Genomic DNA, 14,508 nt, shown 5'->3' on the forward strand with positions numbered 1-14,508 from the left:
GGCGCGGTCGTCTCCTTGTCAGCCCGCGCCGTCGTCGGCGCGCTGAGGAGTATGCGGAATGGCTAGAGGACGGCCGGTCGATCCAGTCCAGTCAAGAAAAGACCTCGAGAATTCAATGCCTCGATCAGCGTCATTGCGATGGCTGACAAGGGACGCGGTTCAGCGCTTCCTGCGCCGCATGGCCGCGCGCACGTCGCCCAGAGCGGGTCCGATCAGGAACCACGGCTCGATGCAGTAGCGCGCGAACAGCCGCTTCGGATCGGCGAACAGGCGGAACAGCCATTCGACGCCCAGCCGCCCCATCCAGCGCGGCGCGGCCTTCTGCACCCCGGCCTCATAGTCGAAAGCGGCGCCGACCGGCAGGATCGGAACCAGCGGCAGAGAGGCCAGATTGTCCGCGATCCACAGCTCCTGGCGCGGCATGCCCATGCCGACGAACAGCACGTGCGGGGCGAAGTCCTTGATCGCCGCCAGCACCGCCGTATTGCCCAACGATCCCGGCGTGGCGTCGAAATAACCGCTGAGCCCCTTCACCATCGCGCCTGGGTAGCGGGTCGTCAGTCGCCGCGCCGCCTCTTCGGCCACGCCGTCCTCGCCGCCGACATAGAGGACGCGCCAGCCCTTGCGGTCGGCCAGGCTCCAGAAATGATCGCGCCAGTCCAGATAGGTGCAGCGGTGCTGCGGCCGCGCGGGATGGCCCAGCAGACGGGCGAAATGGATCAGCGGCGTCGAGTCCAGCTCGATCAGGTCGGCCGCATCGTACAGGCGCCGCATCCCCGGCGTGCGCCGGATCAGATAGAGACTATGCAGATTGTGGTTGGCGACGACGCTCTGCGCGCCCGCCTCCACGCTGCGTTCAACGTGCAGCAGCACCTCATCAGGACGAACCAGGTCGACCGACTCGCCCAGCAGGCGGATGCGCTCCTCCGTCCGGCGCGCCTGACGAAACGATCGGCGCGGGACGCGCCGCCGATCAGGCGACGAACGGGCGGAATCCGGATCGGAAGGCGCGTGATGCATGCAAGCTGTCTAGCGTGGCCGTTTCAACGTCGGGTATGCGGACAGGGTTAATCCAAACAAACGCCCTGCGCATCTGGAGCGACCATGCTGATCATTCCCGTGCCCGCGCCCGCGCCCGCGCCCGTCGTGGAGGTTGCACCGCCTTCTGCGCAACTGGCGTTTACCGGCAGTAGCCGGTTCGCCGTCTTCGCCGACATCGCCTCCATCACGACGGAGCCTGAGCGGAGCGCGCACACGGTCAGAATGAGGTCGTTGCAGGTCAGCCGCGAGGACATGCTGATCGGCGGCGTCGCCTACGTCGGCGGCTGGTCCTGGTGGCGTTTCGACTGCGCGGCCTGGACAGCGGACCGGCTGGACTTCGCCTCCCTGCGCGCTGATGGGACCGAAGGCCCTGTCACGCCCGAACGCTCGCCGCCGGCCGTCATAGCCCCAAGCCAGGACGCCTCGGCCTTGGCCGCCACGGCCTGCGGCGAGGCCTTCCCTGCGGTGGAGGCGACCTCGGCCAGAGCGGCGGTGTGGATCGGCCGCGCCAGGCTGAAGCCCTGACCGATCAGGCCTCTTCAGTCTTGAGGCGCAAACCGCGTCGCGCGTCGCGGTCGAAATCCATCCGGTCGCGCGGCAGGGCCTCGGGGCATTCGTCGCGCATGAAGGCCAGCATCTTCTCGCGCACCTCGGCCCTCAGGTCGAAGGCGACCGAGGCGTTGCGCGCGCTGGTCAGGCAGCGCACCTGGGCCGTCCGCTCGGTGACGTCCGTGACCTGCAAGGCCACCACGTCGCCGTCCCAGTGCGGCGAGGCGTGGGCGATCTGCTCCAGCTTGATCCGCAGCCGGTCGATGGGCGCCTCGTAATCCACATAGAGGAAGGACACGCCGATCAGGCGCGAATCCTCGCGCGTCCAGTTCTGGAACGGCTTCTGGATGAAGTAGGTCAGCGGCAGGACCATGCGCCGCCAGTCCCACAGCTTGACCACCACATAGGTCGAGGTGATCTCCTCGACCCGGCCCCACTCGCCCTCGACGATGACGGCGTCGTCCAGGCGGATCGGCTGGGCGGTGGCGATCTGGATGCCCGCGATCAGATTGGTCAGGAAGGGTTGCAGCGCCAGACCGGCGACGATGCCGACCACCCCGGCCGAGGCCAGCAGCGACAGCCCCCACTGCTTGACGCCGGGAATGGTCAGCAGCGCCAGCCCCAGGGTGATCAGGCCGATCAGTATGGCCGCCACCCGTTGCAGGATGCGCGTCTGGGTGACGTGCTTGCGGGCGTAGAGGTTGTCCTCCGCCTCCATGTTGAACTTCTTCAGGTGGACGATGGCGCCCATGTCCACCGCGCCCGCCAGCATCCAGCCGCACACCAGGATGAAGCCGAACAGCAGGCTGCGCCGGATGAACAGCGACGGTTCGGGGTCCAGCGGCGACACGGTGACGGCCAGGGCCAGGGCGATGATCATCACCGCGATCCGCACCTTCAGCCGGGCGCGCTTCAGCATCCCCTTCCAGAAGTCGTCACGGTTGCGCACCGCCAGCTTCAGCAGGGCGAACACCACCTGATTGGCTGCCCAGCCGATGAAGACGAAGACCACGGTGATGATCGACACCACCGCCCATTCCGGCAGCCAGTGGAACTGACGCCAGAGCGCAAAGATGGTGTTGGTCAGGTTGGTGACGAACTGAGGCATGGGCGGACCATAGCCCTTCTCCCCGCCGGGGGAGAAGGTGGCTCGCGCAGCGAGACGGATGAGGGGGACGCCAAATGACGCACGCCCACATCAACCCGTGCGAATGGAGGATACGTCCCCTCATCCGAGCGGCTTCGCCGCCCACCTTCTTCCCCAAGGGGAGAAGGATCTGAGCTGGCCGCCTGCTCCACCAGATCCGCCAGCCGCTGCGCCGCATCCGGGATCGCCACGGATCGCGCAGCCGCCGACATGGCCGCCAGCGCCGCAGGATTGGACAGGATGGCGGTCAGGGCGGTCGTCAGCGTCTCGACGGTCAGGTCGTCCTCGGCGATCACCTTCGCCGCGCCCGCCTCGGCTAGAGCCCGCGCGTTCAGCGTCTGGTGGTCGTCCATCGCGATCTTCAGCGGGATCAGGACCGACGGCAGGGCCGCCACGGCCAGCTCCGAACAGGTCGAGGCGCCCGCGCGTCCGATCACCAGATGCGCCTTGGACAGCCGGTCGGCCATGTCGCGGAAGAAGGGCGCGACCTCGGCCTCGATCCCGGCGTCGAGGTAGATCTGGCGCGCGGCCTCCAGCGTCTCGGGCCGCGACTGTTGCTGCACCTTCAACCGATTGCGGATGGCCTCGGGCAGGGCCGCCAGCGCGCGCGGCGTGGTCTCGGACAGGATGCGGGCGCCCTGACTGCCGCCTGTCACCAGCACATGGATCGGCCCACCCTCGACCGGGGCGGCATAGGCCCGGTCGAACAGGGTGCGGATGTCCGGCCGCACCGGATTGCCGACCAGCTGGACGCGGTCCTTCAGCTTGTCCGGCGCCCGGCCCAGGGTCGGAAAGGCCGCCGCGATCACGCCCACGCTGGGCGCCAGATAGCGGTTGGTGCGGCCCAGCACGGCGTTCTGCTCATGGATGACGGTCGGGCGGCGCGTCGTCACCGCCGCCAGCAGGGCCGGCGCCGACGGATAGCCGCCGAAGCCCACCACCACGTCCGCGCCCGTGCGCTGGAACGCCGCCTTGGCCTGGCCGACGCCCTTCAGGATCGCCAGTCCCGCCTTCATCAGGCCGATGGGGCCGCGCCCGGTCGCCGCATCCAGCGCCAGCCGCTCTTCGGCGGGGAAGGCGTGGGCGTACTGCTCGCCGCGCCTGTCGGTGGCCAGCACCACGCGCCAGCCCCGCGCCGCCATCTCGCGCGCCAGCGCCTCGGCGGGGAACATATGGCCGCCGGTGCCCCCGGCGGCGACGACGCAGACCTTGGCTCGGGAATTCATGGGTTCAGTCAATTTCATCCGTCATTCTCGGCCTTGTGCCGAGAATCCATAAACACCAGCGTTGAAAGTAAGAACACGGCGCGGCCGCCTGGCGAGGTCGCGTCTCTGGATCCTCGGGACAAGCCCGAGGATGACGAAGAAAAAACGAGTCTCACGGCAGCAGGCGGCGACGCGGGTTGACGTTCGACCCCAATTCATAGGCGCCCGGACGGCGTCGGGTCAGGGCCAGGGCGAACCCCATCGTCAGCCCCATGGCCATCATGGACGACCCGCCGTAGCTGATGAAGGGCAGCGTCATCCCCTTGGTCGGGATCAGGTTCAGGTTCACCGCGATGTTGATGCACGCCTGCAGGCCGATCAGCATGAACAGCCCCGCCGCCGCCGTCTGTTCGAAGGAGTCGTTCAGCTTCATCGCCTTGCGCATCCCGCGAATGACGATGAAGGCGTAAAGCCCGATCATGATCAGCGACAGCACCAGGCCGAACTCCTCGGCCCCGACGGAATAGATGAAGTCGGTGTGCAGGTCGGGGACGTGGCGCTTCATCACCCCCTCGCCGATGCCGCGCCCGACCAGGCCCCCGGCGCGGATCGCCTCGGACGCGCGGTCGATCTGGTGGGTGTCGGTCGTCTCGGGCGACAGGAAACGGCTCAGGCGGTCGCGCATGTGGCTGAACATGAAATACAGCGACACCACCCCGCCCGCGCCGACCGCCGCCAGGGCCGCCACCCACTTCAGCGGCACCCCGGCCATGAAGAAGACGGCCATGAAGGTGGTGGTGATCAGCAGAGTCTGGCCGATATCCGGCTGGATCAGCAACAGGCCGACCGTCAGCGCCCACAGGCCGAAGGCGATACTGACGCCGGGCACGCCCTCGCCCTTCTGGGCCTCGGCGAACATCCAGGCGGCGAAGACGATCAGGCCCGGCTTGGCGAACTCGGACGGCTGCAGGCTGAACGGCCCCAGATTGATCCAGCGCGCCGCCCCCTTCACCGTGTCGCCGATGAAGGGCAGGGCCGCCATGACCACGATGGCGCAGAACAGCGCCAGCACCGCGATCCGCCGCACCCCGCGCGGCGACAGCAGCGAGGCGCTCAGCATGGCGATCAGCCCCATGGTCGAGAAGACCATCATCCGCCACGAATAGTGGAAGGGATCGCTGATCGATTCATCAGCCAGGATCGCCGCCGGGCTGGAGGCGAAGCTCAGCGCCACGCCCAGCCCCACCAACGTCAGCGCCGCGCCCAGCAGGCCGCGATCCACCGTCCAGAACCAGCGCGCGATCAGGCTCTGGTCATTGCGCGAAAAGGGATGGCTGTAGCTGTTGTGGGTCATGCGGCGGGCTCCGGCCGTGCGCCCAGGCCCAGGACGGCGGCGCGGAACGCCTCGCCCCGGACCTCGAAATCGGGGAACTGATCGAAGCTGGCGCAGGCGGGCGACAGCAGGACCACCTGCTCGCCCCCGGCCGCAGCCGCGTCGGCGGCGGCCAGTTCGACGGCCCGCTCCATCGTATGGGCCACGACGTGCGGGGTGTCGGCCAGAGTGACGGCGAAGGCGTCCGCCGCCTCCCCGATCAGATAGGCCCTGGTCACGCGCGGGAAGAGGTCGCGCAGAGCGTCGATGCCGCCGTCCTTGGCCTTGCCGCCTGCGATCCAGAAGACGGCCGGGTATGAGGCCAGCGCCTGCCGCGCGGCGTCGGCGTTAGTGGCCTTGGAGTCATTGATGAAGCGTACGCCGCCGAGACGACCCACGGCCTCCATCCGGTGCGACAGGCCTGGGAAGCTCAGCAGACCCTCGACCGCCGCCTCGTGCGACACGCCTAGCGCTCGCGCCGTGGCGTAAGCGAAGGCCGCATTCTGGGCGTTGTGGCGACCCGGCAAGGACCGCGCGGCGGTCAGATCGGCCAGGATTTCGCCGCCCGCCGTCAACACGCCCGCCGCCGCCCCATACCCTTCTCCCCTTGTGGGAGAAGGTGGGCCCGAAGGGCTCGGATGAGGGGTCTCGCCAACTGAAACCACAGCCCTGCCGCCGGACACGAGGAGCAACCCCTCATCCGTCTCGCTGCGCGATCCACCTTCTCCCACAAGGGGAGAAGGAAGACTCAGCACCGTCCCAACCCGCCGCCCCTGCGCGCGCAGATCCGCCGCAGCCTTCCGGCCCCATTCTTCATCCACGCCGACCAGCGCCAGCGCCTCATCATCCTGCGCCTGAAAAATCCGACGCTTGGCGGCGACATAGCCCTCCATCCCGCCGTGGCGGTCCAGATGGTCCGGCGACACATTGGTCAGGATCGCCACGTCCGGCGCGAAGCTCGTCGTCAGGTCCAACTGATAGGATGACACCTCAATCACATAGACCGCGTCCGCCGTCGGCTCGGGCAGGGCCAGCACGCCGATGCCGATATTGCCGCCGATGTGGACGGTGAGGTCCGCCTGCTTCAGCACCCAGCCGATCAGGGCCGTGGTCGTCGACTTGCCGTTGGTGCCGGTGATGGCGACCACGCGCGGCCGATCCCCCGGCGGCAAGGCGGTCAGCGCCCGCGCGAACAGCTCCACATCGCCGATGACCGGCACGCCCGCCTCATGGGCGCGCAGGGCGCTCCAGTGCGGCTTGGGATGGGTCAGCGGCGCGCCCGGCGACAGCACCAGGGCGGCGAACCCGGACCAGTCGGCGCGGGTCAGATCCTCGACCAGGAAGCCTTCGGCCTCGGCCTGCATGCGGCCCGAGACGCCGTCGTCCCACAGCACGGGGACGGCCCCGCCCGCCTGCAACGCGCGCGCCGCCGTGATCCCCGACCGCCCCAGGCCGAAGACCGCAACGCGACGCCCCTCGAAGCCGGGAACGGGGATCATCGGCTCAACGCAGCTTCAGCGTGGCCAGACCGAGCAGCGCCAGCATGGCGGCGACGATCCAGAAACGGATGACGACGGTCGATTCCGGCCAGCCCATCTTCTCGAAATGGTGGTGGATCGGCGCCATCAGGAAGATGCGCTTGCCGGTCAGCTTGAAGTAGCCGACCTGGATCATGACCGAGGCCGCCTCGACCACGAACAGGCCGCCGACGATGCCCAGCACCAGCTCGTGCTTGGTCGCCACGGCCATCGAGCCCAGGGCGCCGCCCAGGGCCAGCGAGCCGGTGTCGCCCATGAAGATCTTGGCCGGCGGGGCGTTGTACCACAGGAAGCCCATGCCCCCGCCGATGATGGCGGCGCAGAAGATGGCCAGCTCGCCCGCGCCCGGCACGTGGTGGACCTGCAGATAGTCCGCGAACAGGAAGTTGCCGACCAGGTAGCTGATGATGCCGAAGGCGCCCGCCGCCATCATCACGGGCACGATGGCCAGGCCGTCCAGCCCGTCCGTCAGGTTCACCGCGTTCGAGAACCCGATGATGGTGAAGGCGGCGAACGCCACATAGAACCAGCCGATGTTCAGCAGCACCGCCTTCAGGAAGGGGAAGGCGATCGAGGTCTCAAGCCCCGGCGAGGTCGGCGACTGGGTCATCCACAGCACGGTCAGCACGCCGGCGATCACGGCCACGATCGTCTGGGCCAGCAGCTTCTGCTTGGACGTCAGCCCGGCCGAGGTCTGCTTCGTCACCTTGGCGTAGTCGTCGATGAAGCCCAGCACCCCAAACGCCGCGGTCACGCCCGAGACGATCCAGATATAGGGATTGGTCAGGTCGCCCCACAGAAGCACGGCCACGCCGATGCCCGCCAGGATCATCAGCCCGCCCATGGTGGGGGTGCCGACCTTGGACAGGTGCGACACCGGGCCGTCGTCGCGGATCGGCTGGCCCCGGCCCTGCTTGGCGCGGATCCAGTTGATGAAGCGGCTGCCCATGGCGACCGCCACGATCATGGCCGTAGCCATGGCCAGGGCCACGCGCACCGTCTGATACTGGATCAGGTGCAGCAGCGGATATTCCTGAGCGACGTCCGCGTAATAGAGATAGAGCAGATAGAACATTCTTGAGTGACCCTATCGCGTCGCGCGCGGCGCGCCGCTGCTTGAGGGATTGTTGCCTTGTTCGTCCACGCCGAGATTTGCAAGCGCGGCCGCGACCAGCGAGGCCTTCGACCCGTTCGAGCCCTTGACCATGACCACGTCGCCCGGCCGCACCAGCAGGGCGGCCTCGGCGGCCAGTTCGGCGGCCGTCTCGCGCCATTCGCCGCGCAGCGACGGCGGCAGGGCGTCATGCAGCAGGCGCATCTGCGGTCCGGCCGTGTGCACCAGGTCCAGCCCGGCGGCGACGATGGCGGGAGCCAGCCCTTCGTGCAGGGTGCGGCTGTGTTCGCCCAGCTCCAGCATGTCGGTCAGCACCACGACGCGGCGACCGCCCTGCCCCACCGGCTTGGCGCCCAGACTGACGAAGCCCGCCTTCATCGACAGCGGATTGGCGTTGTAGCTCTCGTCGATCAGGGTGAACGTCCCACCAGGAACTTTGACAGCCTTCATCTGCCCGCGCCCGGCCAGAGGCTGGAAGCCCGCCAAGGCTTGCAGCGCCGTCTCCAGCGACACGTCCAGCGCCTGCAGCATCAGGATGACGCACAGGCTGTTCAGCCCCCAGTGCACGCCCGACTGGGCCAGCCGGTATTCGATGCGGCGCCCGTCCAGCTCGGCGGTGACGGTCGCGCCCTCGCTGTCGGCGACGAAGTCCAGCAGGCGCGCGTCGCAGCCCGCGTCATGGCCGAAGGTCCGCACCACGGCCCCGGCCTTTTCCGCGCCCTGACGCACGATGTCGGCATGGGCGTCGGCGGCGTTGACCACGGCGATCCCGCCCGGCGCCAGCCCCTCGAAAATGGCGGCCTTCTCGCGCGCCACGCCCGCCTCGCCGTCAGCGAAGGCTTCGATATGCACCGGCCCGACCGTGGTGACGCAGGAGGCGTGCGGGCGCACGAAGGCCGACAGCGGCCCGATCTCGCCCGGATGGTTCATGCCGATCTCGAACACGGCGCGGTCCGTGCCCTGCGGCATCCGCGCCAGCGTCAGCGGCACGCCGATATGGTTGTTGTAGCTCTTGATCGAGGCGTGGCTTGATCCCGCCAGATCGAGGCCCGCCTTGATGGCCTGGGTCACGCTGGTCTTGCCGACGCTGCCGGTGACGGCGCCGCGCAGGCGGGCGCGGTCGCGCGCAGCGACGCCCAGCGCCTCCAGCCCCTTCAGGGTGTCGGGAACCAGAACGTAAGGCCCGCCCTCGACCGGCCGGTCGACCAGCGCGACCGTCGCGCCCGCCGTGAAGGCGGCGGCGGCGAACTCATGCCCGTCGCGCGCGCCGTGCAGGGCCAGGAACAGGTCGCCCGGCTGGATCTCGCGGCTGTTGTAAGTCAGGCCCGAGACAGTGGCGTCGGGTCCATGAAGCCGTCCTCCGGTCGCCGAGGCGATCGCTTCGGCGGTCCAGAGCGGCGTGTGTGCGTCAGGCATGGTCTTTCAGGGCTTCGGTCGCTTCGGCGGCGTCGTCGAAGGGATGCACGACCCCGCCGACGATCTGTCCCTGTTCATGCCCTTTTCCGGCGATCACGACCACATCTCCTTCGCGCATCAGGGAGACGGCGTGGCGGATGGCCTCGCGGCGGTCGCCGATCTCCAGCGCGTCGGGGCAGCCTGCGCGCACCTGGGCGCGGATGGCGGCGGGGTCTTCGGAACGCGGATTGTCGTCGGTGACGATGGCTGTATCGGCCAGACGCCCGGCGATCTCGCCCATCAGCGGACGCTTGGCCCGGTCGCGGTCGCCGCCCGCGCCGAAGACGACGATCAGGCGGCCCGTCGCATGGGGACGAAGCGCGTTCAGCACCGTCTCCAGCCCATCGGGCGTGTGGGCGTAGTCGACATACACTTCGCCGCCGCGCGCCCCGCCGGGGATGCGTTGCAGGCGGCCTTGCGCGCCCTGAATCAGCTCCAGCGCCGGGATCACGCGGTCGGGGTCTTCGCCGCCCGCGATGCACAGACCCGCCGCCACCAGGGCGTTCGACGCCTGAAACGCCCCGGCCAGCGGCAGCAGGACGTCATGCACCCGGCCGCGCACGTCGAGGGTCAGACACTGACCCTCCGGCGTCGCCCGGCGCGCCAGCAGGGTCAGGTCGCGGCCGCGCTCGCCCACGCCCATCACGCCCAGACCCGCCATGATCGAGGCCGAGGCGAAGGCCGAATAGGCGTCGGAATCCGCGTTCAGGACCGCCGTGCGCCCGCGCGGCAGCAGGGCCTCGAACAGGCGCATCTTGGCGGCGCGGTACTCGTCCATCGTGCCGTGATAGTCGAGATGGTCTTGGGTCAGATTGGTGAAGCCCGCCGCCTTGATCGCCACCCCGTCCAGACGGCGCTGGTCGATGCCGTGGGACGAGGCCTCCAGCGCCAGGTGCGTCACCTCCTTGCGGGCCAGTTCGGCCAGCAGGCGCGCGGCCTCGGCGGCGTCGGGGCTGGTCAGGCCGGGGCCGGTCAGGGCGTAGGTCTTGTCGCCCTTCTGGCCGACGACGCCCAGGGTGCCCATGCTGGCCGACTTCAGGCCCATGCCGGCCCAGATCTGGCGGCAGAAGTTGGCGACCGAGGTCTTGCCGTTGGTGCCGGTCACGGCGACGCAGGTGCGCGGCTGGGCGCCGTAGAAGGCGCGCGCGGCGATGGCGTAGGCCCGATGCACGTCGCCCGACCCGACCAGAACCGGCGCCGCGCCCGCAGGCGTGTCGGACGGCGCCAGCACGGCCGCCGCGCCCTTGGCCAGCGCCTGCGGAATGAAGGCGCGGCCGTCGGCCTGCGTCCCCGGCAGGGCGACGAACAGGGCGCCGGGCACGACCTGACGGCTGTCGGCGGTGACGGCGGTGATCTCAGGATCCGAGGCCACGTCCCGGCGCAGCAGTTCGGAAAGGCGCAGCTGGCTCATCGGCCGTCGCCCTCCACGTCCTGGAACTCGGGGATCTTTTCGCCCAGCGCGGTGGACCAGCGGTCGGCCTTGCGCTCGACGCCCAGGAAGCCGGCGATGCGGGCGGCGATGCGGCCCACGGCGGGCGCGGCGACATAGCCGCCGGTGCGCGGATAGACGCCCGGCTCGTCCATCAGGACGAAGACGGTGTAGCGCTTGGCGTCCACCGGCCCGTCGGCGGGGAAGACCCCGGCGAAGGAGCCGACGGCCACCGCCGGGTTGTAGCGGCCGTTGACCAGCTTGTTGGCCGAGCCCGTCTTGCCGCCCATGCGCAGACCCGGCGCATCGGCGAACCGGCCCGAACCGCGCGTGACGTTGCGGCGCATCAGATCAATCATATTGGCCGAGGTTTCCGGCGAAATGACCTGATGCGTCTGTGCGTTCGGACGGCCGCCCTTGCGCAGCGTCGGCGGCACATAGCGTCCGCCGTTCACCAGCGCGCCATAAGCCGACACATACTGGATCGGCGTGACCATGATGCCGTAGCCGAAGGACAGCGACGCCAGGGTGCTGTCGTCCCACTTCCTCACCTTGGGCGGGGCGGCGGATTCCTTCAGCTCGATCGGGGCGGCGTCCAGCAGGCCCAGACGGCGGAAGTAGTCGCGCATCACATCACCGCCCATCTCGACCGCCAGTCGCGAGGTGCCGATGTTGGACGAATGCAGATAGACCTCCTCCAGCGTCAGCACCTTGTTGGTGGCGTGGAAGTCGGTGATGCGGCGCTTGCCGATCTGCAGCGCCTGAGACGCGTCGAACAGGGTGTTCATGTCGGCCCGGCCGGTGTCGATGCCGGCGGCGACGGTGAAGCTCTTGAACACCGAACCCATCTCATAGTGGGCCGAGACGACGCGGTTCAGCGTGGCCTCTTCCGGCGCGGCGTTGCGGCGGTTGGCGTCATAGGTCGGCCACGAGGCCATGGCCAGGATCTCGCCCGTCTGCACATCGGCGACCACGGCGACGGCGCCCTTGGCCTTATGCTCCTCGGCGGCGATCGCCAGTTCGTTTTCGACCACGCCCTGCACCCGCAGGTCGATCGACAGGGGGAAGTCCTCGCTGGCGGCGCCCGCCGCGCGGATCTCCTGGTCGAAGGCCAGCTCGGCGCCCGCGACGCCCTGGCCGCCCGTGTCCGAACGACCGATCAGGTGCACGGCCGAGCTGCCCAGCGGATAGACGCGGCGGTCTTCCGGCTCGAACGTCACCCCGCCCAGGGCCAGGGCGTGGACCGCCCGGCGCTCGGCCGGCGTCAGGCCGTTCAGGGCGATCAGACGACGCTCGCCGCTCAGCACCCGGTCCAGACGCGCGGCGGAAATGCGCGGCAGGGCGCGGCGCAGCTGGGCCTTGGCGGCCGGAATGTCCCAGACCTCGCGCGGGTCGATATAGAGGCCGTAGTGGGTGATGTTGGTCGCCAGCAGCTGGCCGTTGCGATCCACCAGATCGGCGCGCGTCAGGGCGCCGGGGTTGAAGCCCGCCCCCGCTCCGCCGCGCGGCGTCAGCAGGGCGGCGTGCGCCGCGCCCAGAGCCAGGCAGGAGAAGACGACGCAGAAGGCGGCCATGATCAGGAAGATGCGGACGCGGGTGTCTTCTTCCGGGCGGGCGTCGGCGCGGGCGCGCTCGAACGAATGCTCCAGGTTCCACACCAGGGAGGCGACCCACCGCCCCCAGGCCGAGACGGCGCCGCCGAAGGTCGCCTGCGGACGGCCGCGATAGCCCATGCCGTGATGGTCATGCACGCTCATTGCACGGCCTCCGCAGCAGGGACCGCAGATGCGGCGGCGGGCTTTTCAGCCGGCGGCGGCGCGATCGCGGGCAGGGCCGCCTCGCCCGCCTGCTTCTTCACATCGACCGGACCCAGGCCGATCTCGCGCGACAGGGCCTCCAGCCGCGCGGGCTGCTCCAGGCGCGTGACCTCGGCGCGCAGCAGGCGAACGCGCTCGCGGTTCTCGCGGATGTCGCGCTCCAGGCTGCTGATCTCGGCGCTTTCGCGGGCGGCGGCCGCCTTGGCGATATAGACCGAAAAGACCAGGGCCAGGACGCAGGCCACGCCGATGATCTCGACGCAGCGCACGCCGCGCACCTTCCACTCGAACAGGCGCTTGATGGGGGCGGGCACGGCCATCATGCGCCCCTCCCCTTCACCGCGCCCCAGGCCGGTGCGCTGGTGCGAACGCCTGCGCGCAGCTTGGCCGAGCGAGCGCGAGGGTTGGCGGCCAGTTCGGCCTCGCCCGCCTCGCGCGCGCCCTTGAACATCAGGTCGAAGCTGGGTTTGCGCGTCTCGACCGCGACCGGCGCATGGCGCGACCCGCCCGGCGCATTGCCGGTGCGCTCGGTCAGGAAGGCCTTGACGATGCGGTCTTCCAGCGAATGGAAGGTGACGACGACCAGTCGCCCGCCGGGCGCCAAGGTCGCCTCGGCCGCCTCCAGACCGCACTCCAGCTCGCCCAGCTCGTCGTTGACGGCGATGCGCAGAGCCTGAAACACCCGCGTGGCCGGATGGATGGCGGCGCCGCGACGCCCGCCCAGAGCCTTCTCCACCACCTCGGCCAGATCCAGCGTGCGGGTGAACGGCTGCTCGACCCGGCGGCGCAGGATGGCGGTGGCGACCCGGCCCGACTGGCGTTCGTCGCCGTACAGCTTGAAGATATGGGCCAGCGGCCCGTGATCCCACGTATTGACGATGTCGGCGGCGGTCGCGCCCTCATCCGACATCCGCATGTCCAGCGGCCCGTCGCGCATGAAGGAGAAGCCGCGCTCGGCCTGATCCAGCTGCATGGACGAGACGCCGACGTCGAAGACGGCGCCGTCCAGCTTGGCCTTGCCGCTCTCCTCGAACGCCTCGGCCAGCCCTGAGAACGGCGTGCGGATCAGTTGGAAGCGATCGGGGAAGTCGCGCGCCACGGCCTCGGCGAACGGCTGCACCGTCGGGTCGCGGTCCAGCGCCACCACATCCGCGCCGCGCTCCAAGATAGCGCGTGTATAGCCGCCCGCGCCGAAGGTGGCGTCGATGACGACATCGCCCGCCTTGGGCGCCAGCGCCTCGATCACCTCGGCCAGCAGAACGGGCGCGTGCGGAGAGGTCATGCCGCTCCTCCGTTCTTGGCGGCCATCGCCTGGCGACGCATCTCGCCGAACTGTTTCAGGCCCTCGCGCGCCATGCGGCGCTGCTCGGCGCGGTGCGCGGCCCACTTGTCCTTGTTCCAGATCTGGAAGCGCTCGCCGACGCCGTAGATGACGACCGTGTCCGACAGGTCGACCTCGGCGCACAGATGTTCCGGCAGGGTGATGCGCCCGCCGGAGTCATAGGCCAGCGGCTTCTGCTCGCCGAAGATCGAAGCCTCCAGGGCCGAGCGGTAGGGATCGCCGAACGGCAGGCTTTCGATCACCGCGCGGTACTCGGCGAACAGCTTGTCGCCGCCCGCTTCCAAGCAATCGGCTTCGATGGAGGGAAAGCAGAAGACGCCGTGCTCGGCGCCGTTCTCGGCCGTGCGGAATTCCTGAGGGATCAGGAGACGGCGCTTGCCGTCCAGCTGCTTCTCGTAGGTCGAGAGAAACACGCCCTGCCCAATCGAACCCTGCGGCCCGTCCCTGAAATCCGTTGAAAAAGCCCACGCGCCGGGCCGTAGCCCCTACTCATGAGCCA

At 69.4% G+C, this 14,508-nt stretch carries 12 protein-coding genes and 1 pseudogene; 1 reads left to right on the forward strand and 12 read right to left on the reverse strand.

The features are described from left to right. Positions 1–159 precede the first annotated feature (159 nt). Positions 160–1,020 carry a WecB/TagA/CpsF family glycosyltransferase gene (locus ABC419_RS13925; RefSeq protein WP_412877088.1) on the reverse strand — a complete coding sequence of 287 codons (861 nt, stop codon included), beginning with the start codon at positions 1,018–1,020 and terminating at the stop codon, positions 160–162. Positions 1,021–1,104: 84 nt separating this feature from the next. Between ABC419_RS13925 and ABC419_RS13930 the strand changes: the two genes are divergently transcribed. Next, positions 1,105–1,566 carry a hypothetical protein gene (locus tag ABC419_RS13930; RefSeq protein WP_412877087.1) on the forward strand — a complete coding sequence of 154 codons (462 nt, stop codon included), beginning with the start codon at positions 1,105–1,107 and terminating at the stop codon, positions 1,564–1,566. A gap of 4 nt (positions 1,567–1,570) precedes the next feature. Here the strand turns inward: ABC419_RS13930 and ABC419_RS13935 are convergent, their stop codons facing one another. From ABC419_RS13935 to ABC419_RS13985, 11 genes and pseudogenes are all read right to left on the reverse strand, one after another. Then, a complete protein-coding gene (locus ABC419_RS13935; protein ID WP_125901524.1) occupies positions 1,571–2,698 on the reverse strand; it encodes a mechanosensitive ion channel family protein in 1,128 nt (375 codons plus the stop codon). A gap of 173 nt (positions 2,699–2,871) precedes the next feature. Continuing rightward, positions 2,872–3,963, reverse strand: a pseudogene (gene murG / locus ABC419_RS13940) (undecaprenyldiphospho-muramoylpentapeptide beta-N-acetylglucosaminyltransferase); the annotation flags it as partial. A 151-nt stretch (positions 3,964–4,114) separates the two neighbouring features. Beyond that, the gene (ftsW, locus tag ABC419_RS13945; protein ID WP_046653161.1) at positions 4,115–5,296 is read right to left on the reverse strand and encodes a putative lipid II flippase FtsW; all 1,182 of its coding nucleotides are present in this window, start codon (positions 5,294–5,296) and stop codon (positions 4,115–4,117) included. After that, positions 5,293–6,813: a UDP-N-acetylmuramoyl-L-alanine--D-glutamate ligase gene (gene murD, locus ABC419_RS13950; protein ID WP_412877086.1), complete on the reverse strand. Its 1,521-nt coding sequence runs from the start codon at positions 6,811–6,813 to the stop codon at positions 5,293–5,295. The genes ftsW and murD overlap by 4 nt, the downstream gene beginning before the upstream one ends. 4 nt (positions 6,814–6,817) lie before the next feature. After that, a complete protein-coding gene (gene mraY, locus ABC419_RS13955) occupies positions 6,818–7,927 on the reverse strand; it encodes a phospho-N-acetylmuramoyl-pentapeptide-transferase (protein WP_412877085.1) in 1,110 nt (369 codons plus the stop codon). A gap of 12 nt (positions 7,928–7,939) precedes the next feature. Beyond that, complete coding sequence (locus ABC419_RS13960; RefSeq protein ID WP_412877084.1) at positions 7,940–9,382, reverse strand: UDP-N-acetylmuramoyl-tripeptide--D-alanyl-D-alanine ligase; 1,443 nt, start codon at positions 9,380–9,382, stop codon at positions 7,940–7,942. Then, on the reverse strand, positions 9,375–10,832 hold the full coding sequence (locus ABC419_RS13965; RefSeq protein ID WP_412877083.1) for a UDP-N-acetylmuramoyl-L-alanyl-D-glutamate--2,6-diaminopimelate ligase: 1,458 nt from the start codon (positions 10,830–10,832) through the stop codon (positions 9,375–9,377). The genes ABC419_RS13960 and ABC419_RS13965 overlap by 8 nt, the downstream gene beginning before the upstream one ends. Then, on the reverse strand, positions 10,829–12,607 hold the full coding sequence (locus ABC419_RS13970) for a peptidoglycan D,D-transpeptidase FtsI family protein (RefSeq protein ID WP_200166068.1): 1,779 nt from the start codon (positions 12,605–12,607) through the stop codon (positions 10,829–10,831). Before ABC419_RS13970 ends, ABC419_RS13965 begins: the two co-directional genes overlap by 4 nt. Then, entirely contained in the window at positions 12,604–12,990 is a 387-nt protein-coding gene (ftsL, locus tag ABC419_RS13975; RefSeq protein WP_412877082.1) for a cell division protein FtsL, read from the reverse strand. The genes ABC419_RS13970 and ftsL overlap by 4 nt, the downstream gene beginning before the upstream one ends. Continuing rightward, positions 12,987–13,949, reverse strand: coding sequence for a 16S rRNA (cytosine(1402)-N(4))-methyltransferase RsmH (rsmH, locus tag ABC419_RS13980; RefSeq protein WP_412877081.1), 963 nt, complete (start codon positions 13,947–13,949; stop codon positions 12,987–12,989). Before rsmH ends, ftsL begins: the two co-directional genes overlap by 4 nt. Continuing rightward, on the reverse strand, positions 13,946–14,422 hold the full coding sequence (locus ABC419_RS13985; RefSeq protein ID WP_291777851.1) for a division/cell wall cluster transcriptional repressor MraZ: 477 nt from the start codon (positions 14,420–14,422) through the stop codon (positions 13,946–13,948). Before ABC419_RS13985 ends, rsmH begins: the two co-directional genes overlap by 4 nt. Positions 14,423–14,508: the final 86 nt, after the last annotated feature.

Origin of the sequence: Brevundimonas phoenicis, assembly GCF_047237745.1 — a bacterium.
Taxonomy (GTDB): Bacteria; Pseudomonadota; Alphaproteobacteria; order Caulobacterales; family Caulobacteraceae; genus Brevundimonas.

What these genes read in the sequence shown, in the direction of transcription:
- mraY (WP_412877085.1), bottom strand. Translation starts at nt 7,927, where the DNA reads ATGTTCTATCTGCTCTATCTCTATTACGCGGACGTCGCTCAGGAATAT.
- ABC419_RS13960 (WP_412877084.1), bottom strand. Translation starts at nt 9,382, where the DNA reads ATGCCTGACGCACACACGCCGCTCTGGACCGCCGAAGCGATCGCCTCG.
- rsmH (WP_412877081.1), bottom strand. Translation starts at nt 13,949, where the DNA reads ATGACCTCTCCGCACGCGCCCGTTCTGCTGGCCGAGGTGATCGAGGCG.
- murD (WP_412877086.1), bottom strand. Translation starts at nt 6,813, where the DNA reads ATGATCCCCGTTCCCGGCTTCGAGGGGCGTCGCGTTGCGGTCTTCGGC.
- ftsW (WP_046653161.1), bottom strand. Translation starts at nt 5,296, where the DNA reads ATGACCCACAACAGCTACAGCCATCCCTTTTCGCGCAATGACCAGAGC.
- ftsL (WP_412877082.1), bottom strand. Translation starts at nt 12,990, where the DNA reads ATGATGGCCGTGCCCGCCCCCATCAAGCGCCTGTTCGAGTGGAAGGTG.
- ABC419_RS13930 (WP_412877087.1), top strand. Translation starts at nt 1,105, where the DNA reads ATGCTGATCATTCCCGTGCCCGCGCCCGCGCCCGCGCCCGTCGTGGAG.
- ABC419_RS13935 (WP_125901524.1), bottom strand. Translation starts at nt 2,698, where the DNA reads ATGCCTCAGTTCGTCACCAACCTGACCAACACCATCTTTGCGCTCTGG.
- ABC419_RS13970 (WP_200166068.1), bottom strand. Translation starts at nt 12,607, where the DNA reads ATGAGCGTGCATGACCATCACGGCATGGGCTATCGCGGCCGTCCGCAG.
- ABC419_RS13965 (WP_412877083.1), bottom strand. Translation starts at nt 10,832, where the DNA reads ATGAGCCAGCTGCGCCTTTCCGAACTGCTGCGCCGGGACGTGGCCTCG.
- ABC419_RS13925 (WP_412877088.1), bottom strand. Translation starts at nt 1,020, where the DNA reads ATGCATCACGCGCCTTCCGATCCGGATTCCGCCCGTTCGTCGCCTGAT.